The following is a 19,178-nucleotide window of genomic DNA, read 5'->3' on the forward strand; positions in this document are numbered from 1 at the left end:
AATGCAGTGGTTGTGCCAACTTGGGTGGGCGCCGGAATTGCTGGGCTTTTTGCGCGTATAGCGATGTCTCAGTGCACTTTCGGGAGGCGTGTTGCGCTTTTTTGGAGCGCAGGATCAACAGATCGCAGCCTTCGGCAGCTCCTACAGGTGTACGCAATCAACTGTAGGAGCTGCCGAAGGCTGCGATCTTTTCAGGGCTGATGAAACAGCAAAACCAGCAGCACGACATTCCCAACCAATGCCACCAAAGCCATGGTTCGCCAGACCCTCAACGGCTCCCGCTCCAGCAACGGCCGGGGCCGTACGCTCAAACTGCGCCGCTCGCCCTGTTCCAGCACCAGCAGCCATTCTTCTGCGGTTTCAAAGCGTCGCTGCGGGTCGGCTGCCACGCCGCGTTCCAGGCTCTGTGCGAGCCACTCCGGCAAGTCCGGTCGATAGCGACTGGCACTCACTGGCACGCCGAATCGGGGCCGTTGGAACGCTTCGATCTCGCCGTATGGAAAATGCCCGGTGAGCAGGTAATAAAGAGTGACGCCGACCGAATACAAATCCTGCTGCGCACTCGGCAATTCCCCGCGAAACGCTTCCGGTGCAATGAAGCTTGGCGTTCCGGGCAGTGTTGACGGCGCGTCTTCGGATAAGCCCGGGCAATAGGCCAGGCCGAAATCCAGTAGACGCAATTCGCCGTCATCGCCCAGCAGCAGGTTTTCCGGTTTGATATCGCGATGCAGAATCTGTCGCCGATGCAGCAGTCCCGCCGCGCGTAACAGACGCTCGGCGATGTCCTGCCATTGCGTCAGTGGCAGTGGGCCGCTGTGTCGAAATATCTCGGCCAGCGTTGTCCCGGCATATTCGCGCATCACGTAGTACAAATGCTGACGCTGAGTGCACGCATGGATTTGCGGAAAATGCCGGCCGGCCACGCGCTTGAGGAACCACTCTTCCGACAGCAGCGCCTGCCCGGCCTGCGGGTCGTCGGCCAGACGCGTCGGCAGGGTTTTCAGCAACCATGGCTGGCCCTGGCCATCGAGCACGCGATACAGCAGCGATTGCTGGCTCTGACCGATGATGCTCTGCACCTGCCAGCCTTCGAATGCTTGTCCGGGTTTCAGCGGCGGCGGCAGCGGCCATTGCTGCAAGTGCACCAGCGCATCGCCGATGTTTGATTCGCCAAGGGCGTCGACCCGCACCAGCAGGGCGCTGGCATTGTCCTGACTACCGGCCAGGTGAGCAGCGTTGACCAATGTCTGTGCCGCACTGTGCAGATCCGGCTGATCACGCAGAATCGCCGCAATCGCGGTATCGCCCAACGTCGACCAGACGCCGTCGCTGAGCAGGACGAAGCTTTCCCCCTCACGCAGTTCGCCGTCGAGGAAATCCAGCACCAGATGTTGATCCAGCCCGAGCGCACGTTTGAGCACATGTTGCATGCCCGGTTGCTCCCAGACGTGATCGTCGCTGAGGCGCTGCAGGCGCTCGGCATGCCAGCGATAGACCCGGCAATCGCCGACGTGAGCGAGGGTGAAGCGCCGACCGCGCATGACCAGCGCGCTGACGGTTGTGAGCAGCGGTTGCCCGCCGCCATTGACCTGCAGCCAGCGGTTCTGCGCGAGCAGCAGGCGATCCAGCGCCTGGGCCACGCTCCAGGTTTCCGGCGTGGCGTAGTAGTCCAGTGCCAGGGCCTGCAAGGTCGAACGCGCGGCGAGGCCGCCGTCGGCGCACTGGCTGACGCCGTCGGCGATGGCGAACAGATAACCCTTGCTCACCGCCAGTGCTGGCGCCGGTGTCACGCAACGCAGGGCGTCCTGATTCTCCGCGCGCGGGCCGGTGGCGCTGGCTTCGGCGCAACTCAGTTGCAGGGCCATTGAGGCCTCAGACCCGCGCCGCCGTGACCGCCGCCGAACCCCAAGTGGTTCTCCAGCGACGTTTGACGCCGTGCAAGCCGAACCAGGCGAGCACGCCCAGACTGGCGAACAACCACAGCGCCAGTTGATAGCTGCCGGTGCTTTGCTTGATCGCGCCCATGCCTGCCGCCAGTGCGAAGCCACCGATACCACCGGCCATGCCGATCAACCCGGTCATCACACCGATTTCCAGGCGAAAACGCTGTGGCACCAATTGGAATACCGCCCCGTTGCCCGCGCCCAAACCGAGCATGGTGCAGACGAAAAGCGCCAGCGCGGCGTAGGAACTTGGCAGGTTGAAGCCGACGGCAGCGATGCAGATGGCGGCGACGGTGTACATCGCCAGCAAGGTGCGGATGCCGCCGAAGCGATCGGCCAGCGCGCCACCCAACGGGCGCATCAGGCTGCCGCCGAACACGCAGGCCGCGGTGTAGTAGCCAGCGGTCACCGGGCTCAACCCGTATTGATCGTTGAAGTAACCGGGCAGGGCACTGGCCAGACCAATGAAGCCGCCGAAGGTGACGCTGTAGAAAAACATGAACCACCAGCTGTCACGGTCTCCGAGGGCCTTGAAGTAATCCGCCATGGCTTTCGGTTTCGGCCGCTGTGGAGCATTTTTTGCCAACAAGGCGAACAGCACCAACGTCAAAACCAGCGGGATCAGGGCGAACCCAAAGACATTGCTCCAGCCGAACGCCGCGGCGATCACCGGCGCGAGCAGCGCGGCGAACACGGTGCCGGAGTTGCCCGCACCGGCGATGCCCATGGCTTTGCCCTGATGCTCTGGCGGGTACCACTGCGAGGCCAGTGGCAGGGCCACGGCGAACGACGCACCGGCCATGCCGAGAAACAGGCCGAGTATCAGCGCCTGTTCATAACTGTGAATACCGAGCTTCCAGGCACCGAACAGCGCACAGATAACGATGACCTGGCCGATCAGTCCGGCAGTCTTCGGCGACAAGCGATCGGCGAGCATGCCCATGGCGAAGCGCAACACTGCGCCGGCCAGAATCGGCGTAGCGACGACGAGGCCGCGTTGTTGGGTAGTCAGGTGCAGGTCGGCGGCAATCTGCACGGCCAGTGGGCCGAGCAGGTACCAGACCATGAAACTCAGGTCGAAATACAGGAAGGCCGCGAACAGGGTCGGGGTATGGCCGGATTTCCAGAAGCTTGAATTCATCGCGCACCTCGGCTGAAAAAGAGTCTCGAAAGGAGTCATGCACAGCAGGTGGAGCGCCTCACGGCTGCACCACCGGCCCCGCTCTGTGGGGCCAAAACGCAAAAACGCCGCTACCTGATTCGCCTGGGGGCGAACGGGGTGAGCGACGTCTTTGTCGTAGGTGGGGCAACCGCCGTTGGTTACCTGTGCGTTTTACATAGCGAGATTTGTGCCAAGGCTTGAAAAGATCGCAGCCTCGTTGCACTCGTCAGCTCCTACAAATGAACGCACCCTCCTGTAGGAGCTGACGAGTGCAACGAGGCTGCGATCTTTTGATCTCCATTCAGCCCAGCAACTCACTCATGGCAATGATCTGCTCCGCCACCTGGATCAGTTTCTGTTGACGGCTCATGGCCTGGCGGCGCATCAGGGTGTACGCCTCTTCTTCATTGCAGTCCTTCATCTTCATCAACAAGCCCTTGGCCAGCTCAATGCGTTTGCGCTCGGCCAGTTGCTGGTCGCGGGCCTGCAATTGCGCGCGCAAGGCCTGGTCGCTTTCGAAGCGCGCCATCGCCACGTCGAGAATCGGCTGCAAGCGCTGTGCGTGAATGCCTTCGACGATGTAGGCACTGACCCCGGACTTGATCGCCTGACGCATCACCCCCGGGTCATGCTCGTCGGTAAACATCACGATCGGCCGTGGCTGGTCGCGGCTGACCAGCACCACTTGCTCCATGACGTCTCGGCCCGGTGACTCGGTATCGATCAGGATCACGTCCGGGCGCACCGTTTCGACGCGCGTGGGCAGGTCGATGGTCAGGCCAGACTCGTCGATGACATCGAACCCGGCCTCGGTCAGCGCTGCTTTCAGGCGTCCGACTTTTTTCGCGGTGTCGTTGATCAGCAGAATGCGCAACATGTTCGCGGTCTCCTGTCAGCGCTGGGCGAGTAGGAGGGCGGTGTCGTTCAGGGCGTGCAGCTTGAAACTGCGCGCATAGCCCGCCGGATCGCTGCCGTCCCAGACCTTGCCGTCGAGCAGCTGGCTGCTGCGCATATCGGCTTGCGCAGTGGCAACACCGACGGCGCTGGCGGCCTCGCGGTATAAGTCCAGATGCTGAACCTGACGGGCGACCGCCAGATAATCCGGATCCTCGCGCAACAAACCCCAGCGCCGGAACTGGGTCACGAACCACATGCCGTCGCAAAGGTACGGCAGATTGACCTCGCCATTGCCGTGAAAGCGCAGCGCGTGAGGATCCTGCCAGCGATTGCCCAGGCCATCGGCATAGTCACCCATAAAACGCGGCTCGATGCACGCGGCGGGGGTGTCGAGGTACTCCGCAGCGCTGAGCAACTGCGCGGTGCTGCGGCGATTTTCTGGGCTTTCTTCGATGAAGCGGCTGGCCTCCAGAATGGCCATGACCAGCGCCCGCGCGGTGTTCGGGTATTGCTCGACGAACTCGCGGGTGCAGCCGAGGACTTTTTCCGGGTGGTCGGGCCAGATGCTCTGGCTGGTCGCCAGGGTGAAACCGAGTTCCTGCTGCACCGCACTGGCCGCCCACGGTTCGCCGACGCAAAAGCCGTCGATGCGCCCGGCTTGCAGGTGCGCAACCATTTGCGGCGGCGGCACCACCACGCTGTCGACATCCTGCAGCGGATGGATGCCCTGACTCGCCAGCCAGTAATAGAGCCACATGGCATGGGTACCGGTCGGGAAGGTCTGGGCGAAGGTCAGTCTTGCGCGGCTTTGGTGCACGTGGCGGTCCAGCGCTTCAGGACTGTTCACGCCAGCGTTTTGCAGGGTGTGGGACAGGTTCAGGCTCTGGCCATTCTGGTTCAGACCCATCAGCACCGCCATGTCGGTCGAGGCGATGCCGCCGATGCCCAGGTGTACCGCATAAATCAGCCCGTACAGGCTGTGCGCGGCGTCCAGTTCGCCGCAGACCAGTTTGTCGCGCAGATTGGCCCATGACGTCTGGCGCTTGAGGTTCAGGGTCAGGCCATAAGGCTGGGCGAAACCCTGGGTGGCGGCGACCACCACCGAGGCGCAATCGCTCAATGCCATGAAGCCGAGATTGATCGCGCTCTTTTCTGGCGCATCGCTGCCATTGACCCAGGCCAGAGGCCCCAAGGACGTTTCGTTCATACGCTACCTCAAAAAAAACGTCGTCGCGGATTCTGCGCAGGCAAACCCGAGGACGACGCCATTGTCCTGGCCTGCGCGCCTTCATTGGTCCGCAGACTGATAGGCAGGCCGGTGCAAGGCATATGCCAGTCGCCTGATTCGTGCAGGCGCCTCGCGCCAAAGGACGATGCCCGGCTATAATCGCCGCCTCTTTTCGCCGCCCGAGTCATCGCCGCCCATGTACACCCTGGCCCGTCAGCTGTTGTTCAAACTTTCCCCGGAAACCTCCCACGACCTGTCGCTGGATCTGATCGGCGCGGGTGGGCGTTTGGGCTTAAACGGCTTGCTGTGCAAGGCGCCGGCGAAGATGCCGGTGACGGTCATGGGGCTCGAATTTCCGAATCCGGTGGGGCTGGCCGCCGGTCTGGACAAGAACGGCGCGGCCATCGATGGCTTCGTGCAACTGGGTTTCGGTTTTGTCGAAATCGGCACCGTGACCCCGCGTCCACAGCCGGGCAATCCGAAACCACGGATCTTCCGTCTGCCGGAAGCCGAGGCGATCATCAATCGCATGGGCTTCAATAACCTCGGCGTGGATAACCTGTTGGCGCGTGTCGCTGCAGCGAAATACCAAGGCGTGCTGGGCATCAATATCGGCAAGAACTTCGACACCCCGGTCGAGCGCGCGGTCGACGATTACCTGATCTGTCTGGACAAGGTCTACGCCCACGCCAGCTACGTCACCGTTAACGTCAGCTCGCCGAACACTCCGGGCCTGCGCAGCCTGCAGTTCGGCGACTCGCTCAAGCAGCTGCTGGCGGACCTGGCCACGCGCCGCGCCGAACTGGCCTTGCGTCATGGCAAGCATGTGCCTCTGGCGATCAAGATCGCGCCGGACATGAGCGATGAAGAAACCGCGCAGGTCGCCCAGGCGCTGATCGAAACCGGCATGGACGCGGTAATCGCCACCAATACCACCCTGAGCCGTGTCGGCGTCGAAGGCATGGAACATGGCGACGAGGCGGGCGGTCTCTCGGGTGCGCCGGTGCGTGAGAAGAGCACCCACACCGTGAAAGTGCTGGCGGGCGAATTGGCCGGGCGTTTACCGATCATTGCTGCTGGCGGCATTACCGAAGGCAAGCACGCGGCGGAGAAGATTCTGGCCGGTGCGAGTCTGGTGCAGATCTATTCCGGCTTCATCTATAAGGGGCCGGCGCTGATTCGCGAATCGGTGGATGCCATCGCCGCACTGCGCAAATAACACCGGTCCCCGTAGGAGCTGCCGAAGGCTGCGATCTTTTGATCTTGATCTTGATCTTGATTTGAAAAGACAATATCAAAAGATCGCAGCCTTCGGCAGCTCCTACAGGTTATGTGCTCGGCACGGAAATGCAGGGATAAAAAAGGGCTCCTCAAAGGAGCCCCTGGGCCGTAGCCCGCCGTCCGGGAAGGACGTGCGTGGTTAATTCAATGCAGATTCAGATTGTCGTGTCGGAATAAATGCCCTGTGTCAGCCGACGGCGTGAAGTTCGTTGAGTCTGTGGATTCCCGCAGTGCCGGTCATACCGTCCCAGTTGTCGCCGCGTCCTTCTCGCCAGCCGTTGATCCAGGCTTGACGTACCGACGGTAGAGTAAATGGGCAAAGCTCACGGGATTTGCCACCAACGCCATATTGATATCCGCGCAAAAATGCTCTTTCCAACGGATCACGCTTAAGTCTTCTCATAGGGTGTTTCCCTCACTTGTTGACTGTAGTATCGCGTTTGACCTCAATTGAGGTCAGGCAGAAAAAACCTGCCATCGTGCGGCTCGCTGCCGGCGTGGCGAGCCAAGGTGTTGACGCCGTTGCGACGTCAACCTGTGTTCAGTTCTAACCAATGAGTCACATCGAGGGAATGATCGTTTTGTCATAAGCACGTAACGTAAAGAATGCTATGGCGATAAGTAACCGAGAATTTCTTCAACGTTCCCTGGGCAAACCCCGGTATGATCGGCGCCCCGCTGATCCAGCGGGTTCACCCGTTAGTGAGAATGACCCACGTTTGCGCTTGGGTACTATTCGACGAAGGGTCGTTATCAGTCTTTTTGTTACACCAACTTTTTTATCTGTCCCGGCATCTAAGCTCCTTTAACCCGAGCAGCGGGGATGGAATGGCACACCTTCGTGCCACGCGGGCGCTCTTTCAGAAAAGCGCCTGATTGAAAACCGGGTCGGCAATGCGTTGCCGGCCCACTAGCCAAAGGCTCTGGAACTACCATGTCCGATCGTTTCGAACTCTTCCTCACTTGCCCCAAAGGCCTTGAAGGCCTGCTCATCGAGGAAGCCGTCGGGCTTGGCCTTGAAGAAGCGCGCGAGCACACCTCCGCCGTGCGTGGCATGGCAACCATGGAAACCGCCTATCGCCTGTGCCTCTGGTCGCGTCTGGCCAACCGTGTGTTGATGGTGCTCAAGCGTTTCCCGATGAAGGACGCCGAAGACCTCTACCACGGCGTGCTCGACATCGACTGGCAGGATCACATGCTCAGCGACGGCACCCTGGCGGTGGAGTTCAGTGGCCATGGCTCGGGCATCGACAACACCCACTTTGGCGCGCTGAAAGTCAAAGACGCCATCGTCGATAAGTTGCGCACCCCTCAGGGCGACCGTCCATCGATCGACAAGCTCAATCCGGATCTGCGCATTCACCTGCGCCTGGATCGCGGCGAAGCCATTCTCTCCCTCGACCTTTCTGGCCACAGCCTGCATCAACGCGGCTATCGCTTGCAGCAGGGCGCCGCACCGCTGAAGGAAAACCTCGCGGCAGCGATCCTGATTCGCTCCGGCTGGCCGCGTATTGCCGCCGAGGGCGGCGCGCTGGCTGACCCGATGTGCGGTGTCGGTACGTTCCTCGTTGAAGCGGCGATGATCGCCGCCGATATAGCGCCGAACCTGCGTCGCGAGCAGTGGGGCTTTACCGCGTGGCTCGGTCACGTGCCGGCGCTGTGGAAAAAGCTTCACGAAGAAGCCGTCGAGCGTGCCGCGGCCGGTCTGGCCAAGCCACCGTTGTGGATTCGCGGTTACGAAGCCGACCCACGGCTGATTCAGCCGGGGCGCAACAACGTCGAACGCGCTGGCCTCAGCGAGTGGATCAAGATCTACCAGGGCGAAGTCGCGACCTTCGAGCCGCGCCCGGATCAGAACCAGAAAGGCATGGTGATCTGCAACCCGCCGTACGGCGAGCGTCTCGGCGATGAAGCCAGCCTACTGTATCTCTACCAGAATCTGGGCGAGCGTTTGCGTCAGGCCTGCCTGAACTGGGAAGCGGCGGTGTTCACCGGTGCCCCGGATCTGGGCAAGCGCATGGGCATTCGCAGCCACAAACAGTATTCGTTCTGGAACGGCGCGCTGCCGTGCAAACTGTTGCTGATCAAGGTGCTGCCGGATCAGTTCGTCACCGGCGAGCGACGCACCCCGGAACAGCGGCAGGCCGAGCGCGAGCAAGCGGCTTACGACCAGACTCCGGACGAGCCGCAAGAGCGCAAGTTCAACAAGAACGGCAACCCGATCAAGCCGACGCCAGCCCCGGCGCCAGTGATCGAGCAGCCGCGCCTGAGCGAAGGCGGGCAGATGTTTGCCAACCGTCTGCAAAAGAATCTCAAGGCGATGAGCAAGTGGGTCAAGCGCGAAGGCATCGATTGCTACCGCGTGTACGATGCCGACATGCCGGAATACGCGATGGCCATCGACCTGTACCACGACTGGGTGCATGTTCAGGAATACGCCGCGCCGAAATCCATCGACCCGGAAAAAGCCTCGGCGCGCATGTTCGACGCCTTGGCGGCAATCCCCCAGGCGTTGAACGTCGACAAGAATCGCGTAGTGGTCAAACGCCGCGAGCGGCAGAGCGGTACCAAGCAGTACGAGCGTCAGGCTGCGCAGGGCAAGTTCGTCGAGGTCAATGAAGGCGGCGTGAAGTTGCTGGTCAATCTCACCGACTATCTCGACACCGGCCTGTTTCTCGATCACCGGCCGATGCGCATGCGCATTCAGAAAGAGGCCGCCGGCAAGCGTTTCCTCAATCTGTTCTGCTACACCGCGACCGCCAGCGTGCACGCCGCCAAGGGTGGCGCGCGCAGCACCACCAGCGTCGACCTGTCGAAAACCTATCTGGACTGGGCGCGTCGCAACCTGTCGCTGAACGGCTTCTCGGACAAGAACCGTCTCGAGCAGGGCGATGTGATGGCGTGGCTGGAAAGCAGTCGCGACGAGTACGACCTGATCTTTATCGACCCGCCAACGTTCTCCAACTCCAAGCGCATGGAAGGCATCTTCGACGTGCAACGCGATCAGGTGCAGTTGATCGACTTGGCGATGGCGCGGCTGGCGCCCGGTGGCGTGCTCTATTTCTCCAACAACTTCCGCAAGTTCCAGTTGGAAGAAAACCTCGCCGAGCGCTATGCGGTCGAGGAAATCAGCGCACAGACCATTGATCCGGATTTCGCCCGCAATACCAGGATCCACCGCGCCTGGAAAATCACGGCTCGTTGACACTTTCACCGGTTGGATCCACAGAGCCTTGATTTTCAAAGGCTCGGTGGCTCCAGCGGAGCTGGCTAAATTAGTGGCTAATAGCTATAACTCACACACCGCCAATGGGGTTTTTCCCGTGAATCTGGCGTAGCGAGTTGTCTCTATGTCGTTGCACCCCGTGCGCCCGAAAATCCTCGGTTTCATCAGCGAAGACGTCTCCGCCTGGCTGGTGGTGCTGTTGGTATTGCTTGCCGGCGGGATTCTCACCGGGTTGCTGGCGTGGGGCACCTTCAATCAGTTCCAGCAACAAACGCGTCAGCGCTTTCTACTGCTGGCCAACGAACGCTACAGCCGCATCGCCGAACGCTTTCAGGATCAGGAGCAACGCCTCGATGGACTGCGCCGGTTCTTCACCAACTCCCAATCGGTGTCCCGTGCCGAATTCGACGGTTACTCCCGTCCTTTGTTGCTGCGCACCCAAGCCTATACGTTTGCCCCAAGGGTCAGCGGCGCCGAGCGTGCCGCGTTCGAACAACGAGTGCGCGATGAAGGCCTGAGCACCTTCACCATTCGTGAGCTGGATGCCAAGGGCGAACTGCAGCTGGCGGCGCCGCGCGATGAATACGTGCCGGTGCTGTACACCCAGACCCAAAGCCGACTGGCTCCACCGCTGGGCTACGACTTGCTCGCCCAACCCTTGCGCCGCGAAACCCTGCAACGTGCCGACCGGGTCGGCAGTCTGGTGGTGTCGCAACCGATGCATCTGGTCGGGATCGAGCCGTCCTACGCGCGTGGGGTGTTGCTGCTGGCGCCGGTCAGTCGCCCGGGCGAGTCGCAGCCGTTCGGCTATGTGATGGCGGTGATCAGCATGCGCCAGTTGCTGGCCGACGGCTTGCCGGATGCCCTGCACGATTATCTGTGGGTACGCATTCTCGATCTGTCGACCCACGACCAGCACGAGGCACTGTTCGAGTCGAGCAATGAGGCGGTGCCCGGCGATCTGGCGGCGACGCGACTGCTGCGCATGGCCGACCACGACTACCAAGTCGATATCCTGCCGAGCGAGGCGTTCATGCAGGCCAACCATTCGTCGGTCAGCAGCGTGATCATCCTCGGCGGATTGCTCAGCCTGTTGCTCAGCGCATTGCTTTACGTGCTGGTCAGTCAGCGTCAGCGCGCGGTGCGTCTGGTCCAGGTGCGCACCCAGGAGTTGCATGAGCGCGAGCAGGAACTGCGCGGTACTCACGGCCAGTTGCGCGGCGTGTTGAATGCCGCCACCCAGGTCGCCATCATCGCCACCGATCTGCGCGGGGTGATCAATACCTTCAACCCCGGTGCCGAGCAGATGCTTGGCTACAGCAGCGCCGAAGTCGTCGGGCGCATGACCCTGGAGAACCTGCATTTGCCGCGGGAACTGGCCGCGCGCGCCGCCGAGTTGAGTGCGCGTTACGGCAAAAGCATCCCGACCTGCCACGCGATGCTGGTCGAAGGCGGCGAAGTCGGCGGCCACGAGGCGCGCGAGTGGACGCTCGTGCGCAGCGATGGCAGTCATCTGCCGGTGAACATGCTCGCCACGCCGGTACTCGATGAGCAGGGCCTGTGGGTCGGGCATCTGGCGATCTGCATCGACATCACCGAACGCAAGCGTGTCCACGAGGTGCTGGCGGCGCGCGATGTGTTGCTGAAGAAACTCAGCGCTCATGTTCCTGGTGGCATTTATCAGTTCAGGATGGAGTTCGACGGGCGCTTCAGCGTGATCTACGCCAGCGACGGTATCCGCGAGATCTACGAACTGGAGCCGGACGCGCTGCTGTTCGACGCCGAGGCGATCTTCAGTCGCATCCACCCGCAAGATGCCATTCGCGTGCGCGCATCGATCCGCGAGTCAGCGGAAAACCTCAGCCCATGGCGCGAGGAATATCGTGTGCAATTGCCCGAGCGCGGCCTGCGCTGGGTGCGCGGTGAAGCGACACCGGAAGAGCTGCCCGGTGGCGGGGTGCTGTGGCACGGCTATATCTCGGATATCTCCGATCTCAAGCGGGTGGAGGAAGAATTGCGTGCGCTGTCGATCACCGATTCGCTGACCGGGATTTACAACCGTCGCTATTTCCAGGAGCGCCTGACCACCGAAATGGCCCGGGTCGAGCGCGGCGGCGGCGAGTTGTCGGTGATCATGCTCGACATCGACCACTTCAAACGCATCAACGATCATTACGGCCACGCGGTGGGCGACCGCGTGCTGCAAGCGGTGTGCGAGCGGATTGGCCATCGCCTGCGCCGCACCGACGTGTTCTGCCGCTTGGGCGGCGAAGAGTTCATGGTGCTGTGCCCGGACATCGACGGCGAACACGCCTACATGCTCGCGATGGAATTGTGGGAAGGCTTGCGTAGCGCGCCGGTGGACGTGGTAGGCGTGGTCACCGCCAGTTTCGGCATCGCCGGCTGGCGCCCGGGGGAAGGCGCGGATGCTCTGCTGTTGCGTGCCGATTCCGGGGTTTATGCAGCGAAGCAGAATGGCCGGGATCGGGTGGAGCGGGAGTTAGGTTAGATCAAAAGATCGCAGCCTTCGGCAGCTCCTACAGGGTTATGAGGACTCCTGTAGGAGCTGCCGAAGGCTGCGATCTTTTGCTTTTGAGGGTTACAGGACCGAAGCGGTCTGCGGCAGTTTCGGCTGTTTGTACAGATCCAGCAGCACCTGATCGAGCACCGACGAGGCGCCAAACGGAGCCTTGTCGTTGAGGATCGCCACCACCGCCCAGGTATTGCCGTTTACATCACGGCTGAAGCCGGCAATCGCGCGTACGGTGTTCAGGGTGCCGGTCTTGACGTGGGCTTCGCCGCGCATTGCCGTGGTCTTCAGGCGTTTGCGCATGGTCCCGTCGGTGCCGGCGATCGGCAGCGAGCTGATGTATTCGGCGGCATACGGGCTGTGCCAGGCGGCTTGCAACATGTTGGCCATCTCACGCGCGCTGACGCGCTCGGCCCGCGACAGGCCGGAACCGTTTTCCATCACCAGATGCGGCGCGGTGATGCCTTTCTTCGCCAGCCACTGACGCACCACGCGCTGCGCTGCCCGGGCGTCATCACCGTCGGCGTCGTTGCGGAAACGCTGGCCGAGGCTTAGGAACAACTGCTGGGCCATGGTGTTGTTACTGTATTTGTTGATGTCGCGGATGATCTCCGCCAGATCCGGCGAGTAGGCACGGGCGAGCAGTTTCGCGCTGCTCGGCGTTGGCGCCAGACGATCCTTGCCTTGAATGCTGCCGCCCAGTTCCTTCCAGATCGCCCGTACGGCGCCAGCGGTGTAGGTCGCGTGGTCGAGCAGCGACAGGTAAGTCTGCGAACTGCAGCCTTCACCCAACTGGCCACCGACGGTCACGGTCACGCTGCCATCGGCCTGCGGCACCGGGTTGTAGCGTACGCCGCCAGTGCATTGCTTGGACGGCAGCGCCTTGACGGTGTTTTCGATGCGGATGCTGGCAATGGGAGGTTCCACCGAAATCAGTACCCGGCCACCGTCATTGCGGGCCACGAAGCGCAGGGCTTTGAGGTTGACCAGCAGCGAATCGGGCTTGACCAGAAACGGCTTGTTGTCGTCGTTGCCGTCATCGTTGAATTCCGGCAATTGCGGTTGTACGAAGAAATTGCGGTCGAGAATCAGGTCGCCGGTGATCTGGGTGACGCCGTTGGCGCGCAGGTCGCGCATCAGCAGCCAGAGTTTTTCCATATTCAGCTTTGGGTCACCGCCGCCCTTGAGGTAGAGGTTGCCATTGAGAATGCCGCCGCTTAGATCGCCATCGGTGTAGAACTCGGTTTTCCACTGATGGTTGGGGCCGAGCATTTCCAGCGCCGCGTAGGTGGTGACCAGTTTCATCGTCGAGGCCGGGTTGACCGACACATCGGCGTTGAACACGGTCGGCGTGCCCGGGCCGTCGAGCGGCACCATCACCAGCGACAGCGCGGTGGGCTGCAGCTTGCTGGCCTTGAGGGCTTTTTCAACGTTCGGGGTGAGGGAAGTGTTGATGGTGGCAGCGGAAGCAGGCAGGGCCAGAGGCAGAAGGAGGCCGGCGAGAAGCAGTGGACGCAACGATTTGATCATATGAAATAAAACCCTGCTGGAGAGGGGAAAAAAAGACGAGGGCATGGATGAAAAGGCCCTCAGTGGTCATGAAAGTGTCGGCATTATGCCCCAAGCTGTAACAGCTTGTGCCGTGTCAGGGGTGGCCGATCGGTTATTTTTTTACCGGCGGTCGGCCGCAGCGGCCAGAGAGTCGGGCAATCGCCGGCTTAAACTGGTAAAGTGCCGGCCGTTATTACTTAAGAGGATTGTTCCAATGGCGACTAACCGTTCCCAGCGTCTGCGCAAAAAACTGTGCGTTGATGAATTTCAAGAGCTGGGTTTCGAACTGAACCTGGACTTCAAAGAAGACTTGTCCGAAGAAGCCATTGACGCTTTCCTCGAAGCATTCATCAAAGAAGCCATGGAAGCCAACGGTCTGGGCTATGTCGGCGGCGACGACTTCGGTCTGGTGTGCCTGCAGAAGCGTGGCTCGGTCAACGAAGAGCAGCGCGCTGCCGTTGAAGCCTGGCTGAAAAACCGTTCCGAGCTGACCAAGTACGAAGTCAGCCCGCTGCTGGACGTGTGGTATCCGGAAAAGCCGATCAACGCGGCCAAGTGATACTAAAAAAAACGGCGACCTTCGGGTCGCCGTTTTTTTTCGTCGATCAAAAGATCGCAGCCTCGTTGCACTCGACAGCTCCTACAGGGGACGCGAACTTTTGTAGGAGCTGACGAGTGCAACGAGGCTGCGATATTTGCTTTCAAGCTTTACGCCCATTCAGAATCACCAGCGTCACCACCCCTGCAACAATTCCCCAGAACGCCGAACCAATGGAAAACAGCGTCAACCCCGACGCCGTGACCATAAAGGTGATCAGCGCTGCCTCGCGTTCCTTCGCTTCGCTCATGGCGATGCTCAAACCGTTGATGATCGAGCCAAACAGCGCCAGCGCGGCAATCGACAGCACCAGTTCCTTGGGCAACGCCGCAAACAGCGCCGCCAGCGTCGCCCCGAACACCCCGGCAATCCCGTAGAACACGCCGCACCACACTGCGGCGGTGTAGCGCTTGTTGCGATCCTCATGGGCATGCGGGCCGGTGCAGATCGCCGCGCTGATGGCGGCCAGGTTGATGCCGTGCGAACCGAAAGGCGCCAGCAGCAACGAGGCAATGCCGGTGGTGGTGATCAGTGGCGAGGCCGGCACGTTGTAGCCGTCAGCGCGTAATACGGCGATGCCGGGCATGTTCTGCGAGGTCATCGCCACCACGAACAGCGGAATACCGATGCTGATGGTCGCGGCCAATGAAAAGTGCGGCGCGGTCCATACCGGCGTTGCTACTTCCAGATGAAAGCCGCTGAAATCCAGCAGCCCCATGAAGCCCGACAACGCGGTGCCGATCAGCAGCGCGGCGAGGACGGCGTAGCGTGGCGACAGGCGTTTGATCACTAAATAGGTGAAGAACATTCCCAGCACCAGTCCGGTGCGGTGTTGCGCGGCGACGAAGATTTCGCTGCCGATCTTGAACAGAATCCCCGCCAGCAAAGCCGCCGCCAAAGACGCCGGAATCTTTTTCACCAACCGTTCGAAGCTGCCGGTCATGCCGCAGATCGTCACCAGAACCGCGCACGTGATGTAGGCGCCGATCGCCTCGCCATAACTGACGCCGCCCAGGCTGGTGATCAGCAGCGCTGCGCCGGGCGTCGACCAGGCGATGGTGATCGGCGTGCGATAGCGCAGCGACAGACCGATCGAACACACCGCCATGCCGATCGAAATGGCCCAGATCCATGAAGAAATCTGCCCGCTGGTCAGGCCGGCCGCTTGCCCGGCCTGAAACATCAACACCAGCGAGCTGGTGTAACCGGTCATCATCGCGATGAAGCCGGCGACGATGGCGGAGGGAGAGGTGTCGGCCAGAGGGCGCAGGCGGGCGTGGGTGGCGTCGGACATGACGGCGAAGTTCCTTATACCAATGAAGAGGTCCGCCTCAACGCGAATCCCTGTAGGGGCTGCCGAAGGCTGCGATCTTTTGACTTTGATTTGGAGAAGCAAGATCAAGAGATCGCAGTCTTCGGCAGCTCCTGCAAAGTGGATGGTGTTCGGGCGGCGGATTCTGCGATCAAGCCTAAACTCAAACATTGCCATCCGTTGCAATACAGCCGAAGGCGCAAACAGCCGTACAGTCGTGTTGCCACCATTCATTGTGTACAATCGCGCTGTTTTTTACGCGATACTTGCCAGCGACCTGCTGTGCCGTATTACAGTCACGGTCTCATCGCCGCAGTTTTCCCGACTCGAGTGCCCATGAACGAACAGTTGCAACCCCTCAAGAAACAACCGCGAGCAGGCAAAGCCGGCCGCAGCGGTACCCAGGACGATATTGTCTACGCACATATCTTCGAGGCCATCCTCGAACAACGTCTGGCGCCCGGCACCAAGTTGAGCGAAGAAGCGCTGGGGGAAATCTTCGGGGTCAGCCGCACCATCATTCGCCGCGCGCTGTCGCGTCTGGCCCATGAAGGCGTGGTGCTGTTGCGGCCGAACCGTGGCGCTGTCGTTGCCAGCCCGAGCGTTGAAGAAGCGCGTCAGGTGTTTCTCGCCCGGCGTCTCGTCGAGCGCGCGATCACTGAATTGGCCGTGCAGCACGCCACCGCCGAGCAGATTGCCGAATTGCGGCAGATGGTCAACGACGAGCGCGACAGTTTCTCTCGCGGCGATCGTGGCGCCGGTATTCGTCTGTCGGGCGAGTTTCACCTGAAACTGGCGGAAGCGGCGATGAATGCACCGTTGATCAGCTTCCAGCGCAGCCTCGTTTCGCAAACCTCGCTGATCATCGCCCAGTATGAAAGCGGCAACCGCTCGCATTGCTCGTACGACGAACACACGCAGTTGATCGACGCGATCGAAAAGCGCGACGCAGAGCTGGCGGTCAATCTGATGATGCATCACATGGATCACATCGACAGCAAGCTCAACCTCGACGAGGAAGGTGCGTCGGATGACCTGCATGCGGTGTTCTCGCATTTGTTGCAGACCAAGAAGCCGGGGCGCTCGAGCGCCAAGCTCTAACGCTCGCAGCCTTCGGCAGCTCCTACATGGAACGCATTCCCCTGTAGGAGCTGACGAGTGAAACGAGGCTGCGATCTTTTGATCTATTCGACGGCAACAAAAATCCCCCGGGATGTACACCACCGGGGGATTTTTTATGCCTTGGAAAAAGCTTAGCGCTGATGCACCAACGCCCCCGCCGCATACGTCTGTGCCACCGTGCGGTCATCTCCCAGGGTCATCAGCACGAACAACGTCTCGGCAATATCTTTTGACTGCTTCAAGCGGTAGCTCAGCAGCGGCGTGGCGTGGTAATCCAGCACCAGGAAGTCGGCATCGGAACCCGGTTGCAGGTTGCCAATTTTATCTTCCAGACGCAGCGCCCGCGCACCACCCAGGGTCGCCAGATACAGCGACTTGAACGGGCTCAATCGCGCACCCTGCAACTGCATCACCTTGTAGGCTTCGTTAAGGGTTTGCAGCAACGAGAAACTGGTGCCGCCGCCTACGTCCGTGCCGAGGCCGACGTTGAGCTTGTGCTTCTCGGCCATCGGCAGGTTGAACAGGCCGCTGCCGAGGAACAGGTTCGAGGTCGGGCAGAACGAGACCGCCGAGCCGGTTTCCGCCAGCCGCGCGCACTCTTCATCGCACAGGTGTACGCCGTGGGCAAACACCGAGCGTTCGCCGAGCAACCGGTAGTGGTCGTAGACGTCGAGGTAGCCCTTGCGCTCCGGGAACAGCTCCTTGACCCACTCGATTTCCTTGAGGTTTTCGCTGATGTGGGTCTGCATGTACAGATCCGGATATTCGCTCAGCAATTGCCCGGCAAGCGTCAATTGCTCCGGGGTGCTGGTCGGTGCGAAACGTGGGGTCACTGCATAGTGCAGACGGCCCTTGCCGTGCCAGCGCTCGATCAACGCCTTGCTGTCGATGTAGCTTGATTCGGCGGTGTCGACCAGGTAGTCCGGGGCATTGCGGTCCATCATCACCTTGCCGGCGATCATGCGCAGGTCGAGCTTTTCAGCGGCTTCGAAAAACGAATTCGCCGACTGCGGGTGCACGCTGGCGAATACCAGCGCCGTGGTGGTGCCGTTGCGCAGCAGTTCCTTGATGAAAATATCCGCCACTTCATCGGCATGGGCCTTGTCGCCGAACTGGCTTTCGCATGGAAAGGTGTAGGTGTTCAGCCAGTCGAGCAGCTGCTCGCCGTAGGCGCCGACCATGCCGGTTTGCGGCAGGTGAATGTGGGTGTCGATAAAGCCCGGGGTAATCAGCGCATCCTGATAATGGTTGATCTCGATTTCCGCCGGCAGGGTCGGCAACAGGTCGCTGGCGTGGCCGAGGGCGCTGATCTTGCCGTCATCGACCACCAGCAGACCATCCTCGAAATATTCGTAGGAGGCTTCGATGCCGACTTCGGCGGGGTCGGCGATGCTGTGCAGGATGGCGGCGCGGTAGGCTTTGCGAGTCAGAGGCATGAGGGTTCTCTAATCAGTTTGAGGCTTTGAGTTTGGCGGCCTGACTGCGGCGCGAAACGGGCAGCAGTCGGGCAATCGGTTCGGCGCTGGCAGTGTGCTGGCCGAAACTGGCGTTGTAAGTGGCGATGATTTCGCCAGCGATGGAGATGGCGATCTCCACCGGCAGCTTGCCTTTGACTTCACCGATGCCCATGGGGCAGCGCATGCGTTGCACGACGCTGGGGTCGAAACCGCGATCACGCAGGCGGTGTTCGAATTTGGCGCGTTTGGTTTTCGAGCCGATCAGGCCGAACCAGGTGAAGTCGTTGCGCTTGAGGATCGCGGCGGTCAGCTCAAGATCGAGCTGGTGGTTGTGGGTCATGACGATGCAATAACTGCCGGCGGGCAGGTCATTGACCTCATCCACCGGCTCTTCGCTGACGATTTTACGCACGCCATGGGGGATGTGTTCGGGGAACTCCGCTTCGCGCGAATCGATCCAGCGCACCCGGCAGGGCAGGCTGGCCAGCAGCGGCACGAGGGCGCGACCGACGTGGCCGGCACCGAACACGGCAATCTGTGCCTGCACCTGGCCCATCGGTTCGAACAGCAACACCGTGGCGCCGCCGCAGCACTGGCCAAGGCTGGCGCCGAGGCTGAAACGCTCCAGATGTGTGTCCTGCTTGCCGCTCGCGAGCATTTCGCGAGCGATTTGCATGGCCTTGAATTCCAGGTGGCCGCCACCGATGGTGTCGAAACAGCGATTGGCGCTGACGACCATTTTCGAGCCGGCATTGCGTGGTGTCGAGCCGAGTTCTTCGATAATCGTCACCAGCACACAGGGCTCGCCCTGGTTCTGCAGGTCGGCGAGGGCGTCGATCCAGTTGTACATGTTCACCTCGACATCTTCGTT

The 19,178-nt window shown here is 61.1% G+C and carries 14 protein-coding genes; 5 read left to right on the forward strand and 9 right to left on the reverse strand.

Going from position 1 to position 19,178, the window contains the following annotated elements; genetic code table 11:
• Positions 1-191: 191 nt before the first annotated feature.
• From VNV36_RS00635 to VNV36_RS00650, 4 genes are all read right to left on the reverse strand, one after another.
• A complete protein-coding gene (locus VNV36_RS00635; RefSeq protein ID WP_325715254.1) occupies positions 192-1,865 on the reverse strand; it encodes a bifunctional protein-serine/threonine kinase/phosphatase in 1,674 nt (557 codons plus the stop codon).
• Positions 1,866-1,872: 7 nt separating this feature from the next.
• Positions 1,873-3,084, reverse strand: coding sequence for a nitrate/nitrite transporter (locus tag VNV36_RS00640; protein WP_016773839.1), 1,212 nt, complete (start codon positions 3,082-3,084; stop codon positions 1,873-1,875).
• Positions 3,085-3,406: 322 nt separating this feature from the next.
• Positions 3,407-3,982 (reverse strand): ANTAR domain-containing response regulator, encoded by a 576-nt coding sequence (locus VNV36_RS00645; RefSeq protein ID WP_325715255.1) that lies wholly within the window; start codon positions 3,980-3,982, stop codon positions 3,407-3,409.
• A gap of 15 nt (positions 3,983-3,997) precedes the next feature.
• Positions 3,998-5,209: a CmpA/NrtA family ABC transporter substrate-binding protein gene (locus VNV36_RS00650; protein WP_325715256.1), complete on the reverse strand. Its 1,212-nt coding sequence runs from the start codon at positions 5,207-5,209 to the stop codon at positions 3,998-4,000.
• A gap of 217 nt (positions 5,210-5,426) precedes the next feature.
• Between VNV36_RS00650 and VNV36_RS00655 the strand changes: the two genes are divergently transcribed.
• Positions 5,427-6,449 carry a quinone-dependent dihydroorotate dehydrogenase gene (locus VNV36_RS00655; RefSeq protein WP_325715258.1) on the forward strand — a complete coding sequence of 341 codons (1,023 nt, stop codon included), beginning with the start codon at positions 5,427-5,429 and terminating at the stop codon, positions 6,447-6,449.
• A gap of 249 nt (positions 6,450-6,698) precedes the next feature.
• Here the strand turns inward: VNV36_RS00655 and batR are convergent, their stop codons facing one another.
• Complete coding sequence (batR, locus tag VNV36_RS00660) at positions 6,699-6,914, reverse strand: BatR family protein (RefSeq protein ID WP_003223300.1); 216 nt, start codon at positions 6,912-6,914, stop codon at positions 6,699-6,701.
• Between the two features lie 531 nt (positions 6,915-7,445).
• Between batR and rlmKL the strand changes: the two genes are divergently transcribed.
• A complete protein-coding gene (gene rlmKL, locus VNV36_RS00665; RefSeq protein ID WP_325715260.1) occupies positions 7,446-9,716 on the forward strand; it encodes a bifunctional 23S rRNA (guanine(2069)-N(7))-methyltransferase RlmK/23S rRNA (guanine(2445)-N(2))-methyltransferase RlmL in 2,271 nt (756 codons plus the stop codon).
• 145 nt (positions 9,717-9,861) lie between these two features.
• Positions 9,862-12,246, forward strand: coding sequence for a sensor domain-containing diguanylate cyclase (locus VNV36_RS00670; protein ID WP_325715262.1), 2,385 nt, complete (start codon positions 9,862-9,864; stop codon positions 12,244-12,246).
• Positions 12,247-12,336: 90 nt separating this feature from the next.
• On the opposite strand, the gene dacB is transcribed toward VNV36_RS00670, so the two are convergent.
• Positions 12,337-13,797, reverse strand: coding sequence for a D-alanyl-D-alanine carboxypeptidase/D-alanyl-D-alanine endopeptidase (gene dacB, locus VNV36_RS00675; RefSeq protein WP_325715264.1), 1,461 nt, complete (start codon positions 13,795-13,797; stop codon positions 12,337-12,339).
• 235 nt (positions 13,798-14,032) lie between these two features.
• Between dacB and VNV36_RS00680 the strand changes: the two genes are divergently transcribed.
• On the forward strand, positions 14,033-14,377 hold the full coding sequence (locus VNV36_RS00680; protein WP_016773843.1) for a YggL family protein: 345 nt from the start codon (positions 14,033-14,035) through the stop codon (positions 14,375-14,377).
• A gap of 142 nt (positions 14,378-14,519) precedes the next feature.
• On the opposite strand, the gene VNV36_RS00685 is transcribed toward VNV36_RS00680, so the two are convergent.
• On the reverse strand, positions 14,520-15,710 hold the full coding sequence (locus VNV36_RS00685; RefSeq protein ID WP_325715267.1) for a benzoate/H(+) symporter BenE family transporter: 1,191 nt from the start codon (positions 15,708-15,710) through the stop codon (positions 14,520-14,522).
• A 354-nt stretch (positions 15,711-16,064) separates the two neighbouring features.
• Between VNV36_RS00685 and VNV36_RS00690 the strand changes: the two genes are divergently transcribed.
• A complete protein-coding gene (locus VNV36_RS00690; protein WP_325715269.1) occupies positions 16,065-16,829 on the forward strand; it encodes a GntR family transcriptional regulator in 765 nt (254 codons plus the stop codon).
• 152 nt (positions 16,830-16,981) lie between these two features.
• Here VNV36_RS00690 and guaD read toward each other — a convergent pair whose 3' ends face one another.
• On the reverse strand, positions 16,982-18,286 hold the full coding sequence (gene guaD, locus VNV36_RS00695; protein WP_325715271.1) for a guanine deaminase: 1,305 nt from the start codon (positions 18,284-18,286) through the stop codon (positions 16,982-16,984).
• Positions 18,287-18,299: 13 nt separating this feature from the next.
• Complete coding sequence (gene xdhC, locus VNV36_RS00700) at positions 18,300-19,157, reverse strand: xanthine dehydrogenase accessory protein XdhC (protein ID WP_325715273.1); 858 nt, start codon at positions 19,155-19,157, stop codon at positions 18,300-18,302.
• Positions 19,158-19,178 lie beyond the last annotated feature (21 nt).

This window comes from Pseudomonas sp., from assembly GCF_035554175.1.
Taxonomy (GTDB): Bacteria; Pseudomonadota; Gammaproteobacteria; order Pseudomonadales; family Pseudomonadaceae; genus Aquipseudomonas.

Excerpts from the sequence above, each read along its gene's own strand:
- VNV36_RS00635 (WP_325715254.1), bottom strand. The coding sequence starts at position 1,865 with ATGGCCCTGCAACTGAGTTGCGCCGAAGCCAGCGCCACCGGCCCGCGC.
- VNV36_RS00650 (WP_325715256.1), bottom strand. The coding sequence starts at position 5,209 with ATGAACGAAACGTCCTTGGGGCCTCTGGCCTGGGTCAATGGCAGCGAT.
- VNV36_RS00685 (WP_325715267.1), bottom strand. The coding sequence starts at position 15,710 with ATGTCCGACGCCACCCACGCCCGCCTGCGCCCTCTGGCCGACACCTCT.
- dacB (WP_325715264.1), bottom strand. The coding sequence starts at position 13,797 with ATGATCAAATCGTTGCGTCCACTGCTTCTCGCCGGCCTCCTTCTGCCT.
- VNV36_RS00680 (WP_016773843.1), top strand. The coding sequence starts at position 14,033 with ATGGCGACTAACCGTTCCCAGCGTCTGCGCAAAAAACTGTGCGTTGAT.
- VNV36_RS00670 (WP_325715262.1), top strand. The coding sequence starts at position 9,862 with ATGTCGTTGCACCCCGTGCGCCCGAAAATCCTCGGTTTCATCAGCGAA.
- batR (WP_003223300.1), bottom strand. The coding sequence starts at position 6,914 with ATGAGAAGACTTAAGCGTGATCCGTTGGAAAGAGCATTTTTGCGCGGA.
- VNV36_RS00640 (WP_016773839.1), bottom strand. The coding sequence starts at position 3,084 with ATGAATTCAAGCTTCTGGAAATCCGGCCATACCCCGACCCTGTTCGCG.
- rlmKL (WP_325715260.1), top strand. The coding sequence starts at position 7,446 with ATGTCCGATCGTTTCGAACTCTTCCTCACTTGCCCCAAAGGCCTTGAA.
- xdhC (WP_325715273.1), bottom strand. The coding sequence starts at position 19,157 with ATGTACAACTGGATCGACGCCCTCGCCGACCTGCAGAACCAGGGCGAG.
- guaD (WP_325715271.1), bottom strand. The coding sequence starts at position 18,286 with ATGCCTCTGACTCGCAAAGCCTACCGCGCCGCCATCCTGCACAGCATC.
- VNV36_RS00645 (WP_325715255.1), bottom strand. The coding sequence starts at position 3,982 with ATGTTGCGCATTCTGCTGATCAACGACACCGCGAAAAAAGTCGGACGC.
- VNV36_RS00655 (WP_325715258.1), top strand. The coding sequence starts at position 5,427 with ATGTACACCCTGGCCCGTCAGCTGTTGTTCAAACTTTCCCCGGAAACC.
- VNV36_RS00690 (WP_325715269.1), top strand. The coding sequence starts at position 16,065 with ATGAACGAACAGTTGCAACCCCTCAAGAAACAACCGCGAGCAGGCAAA.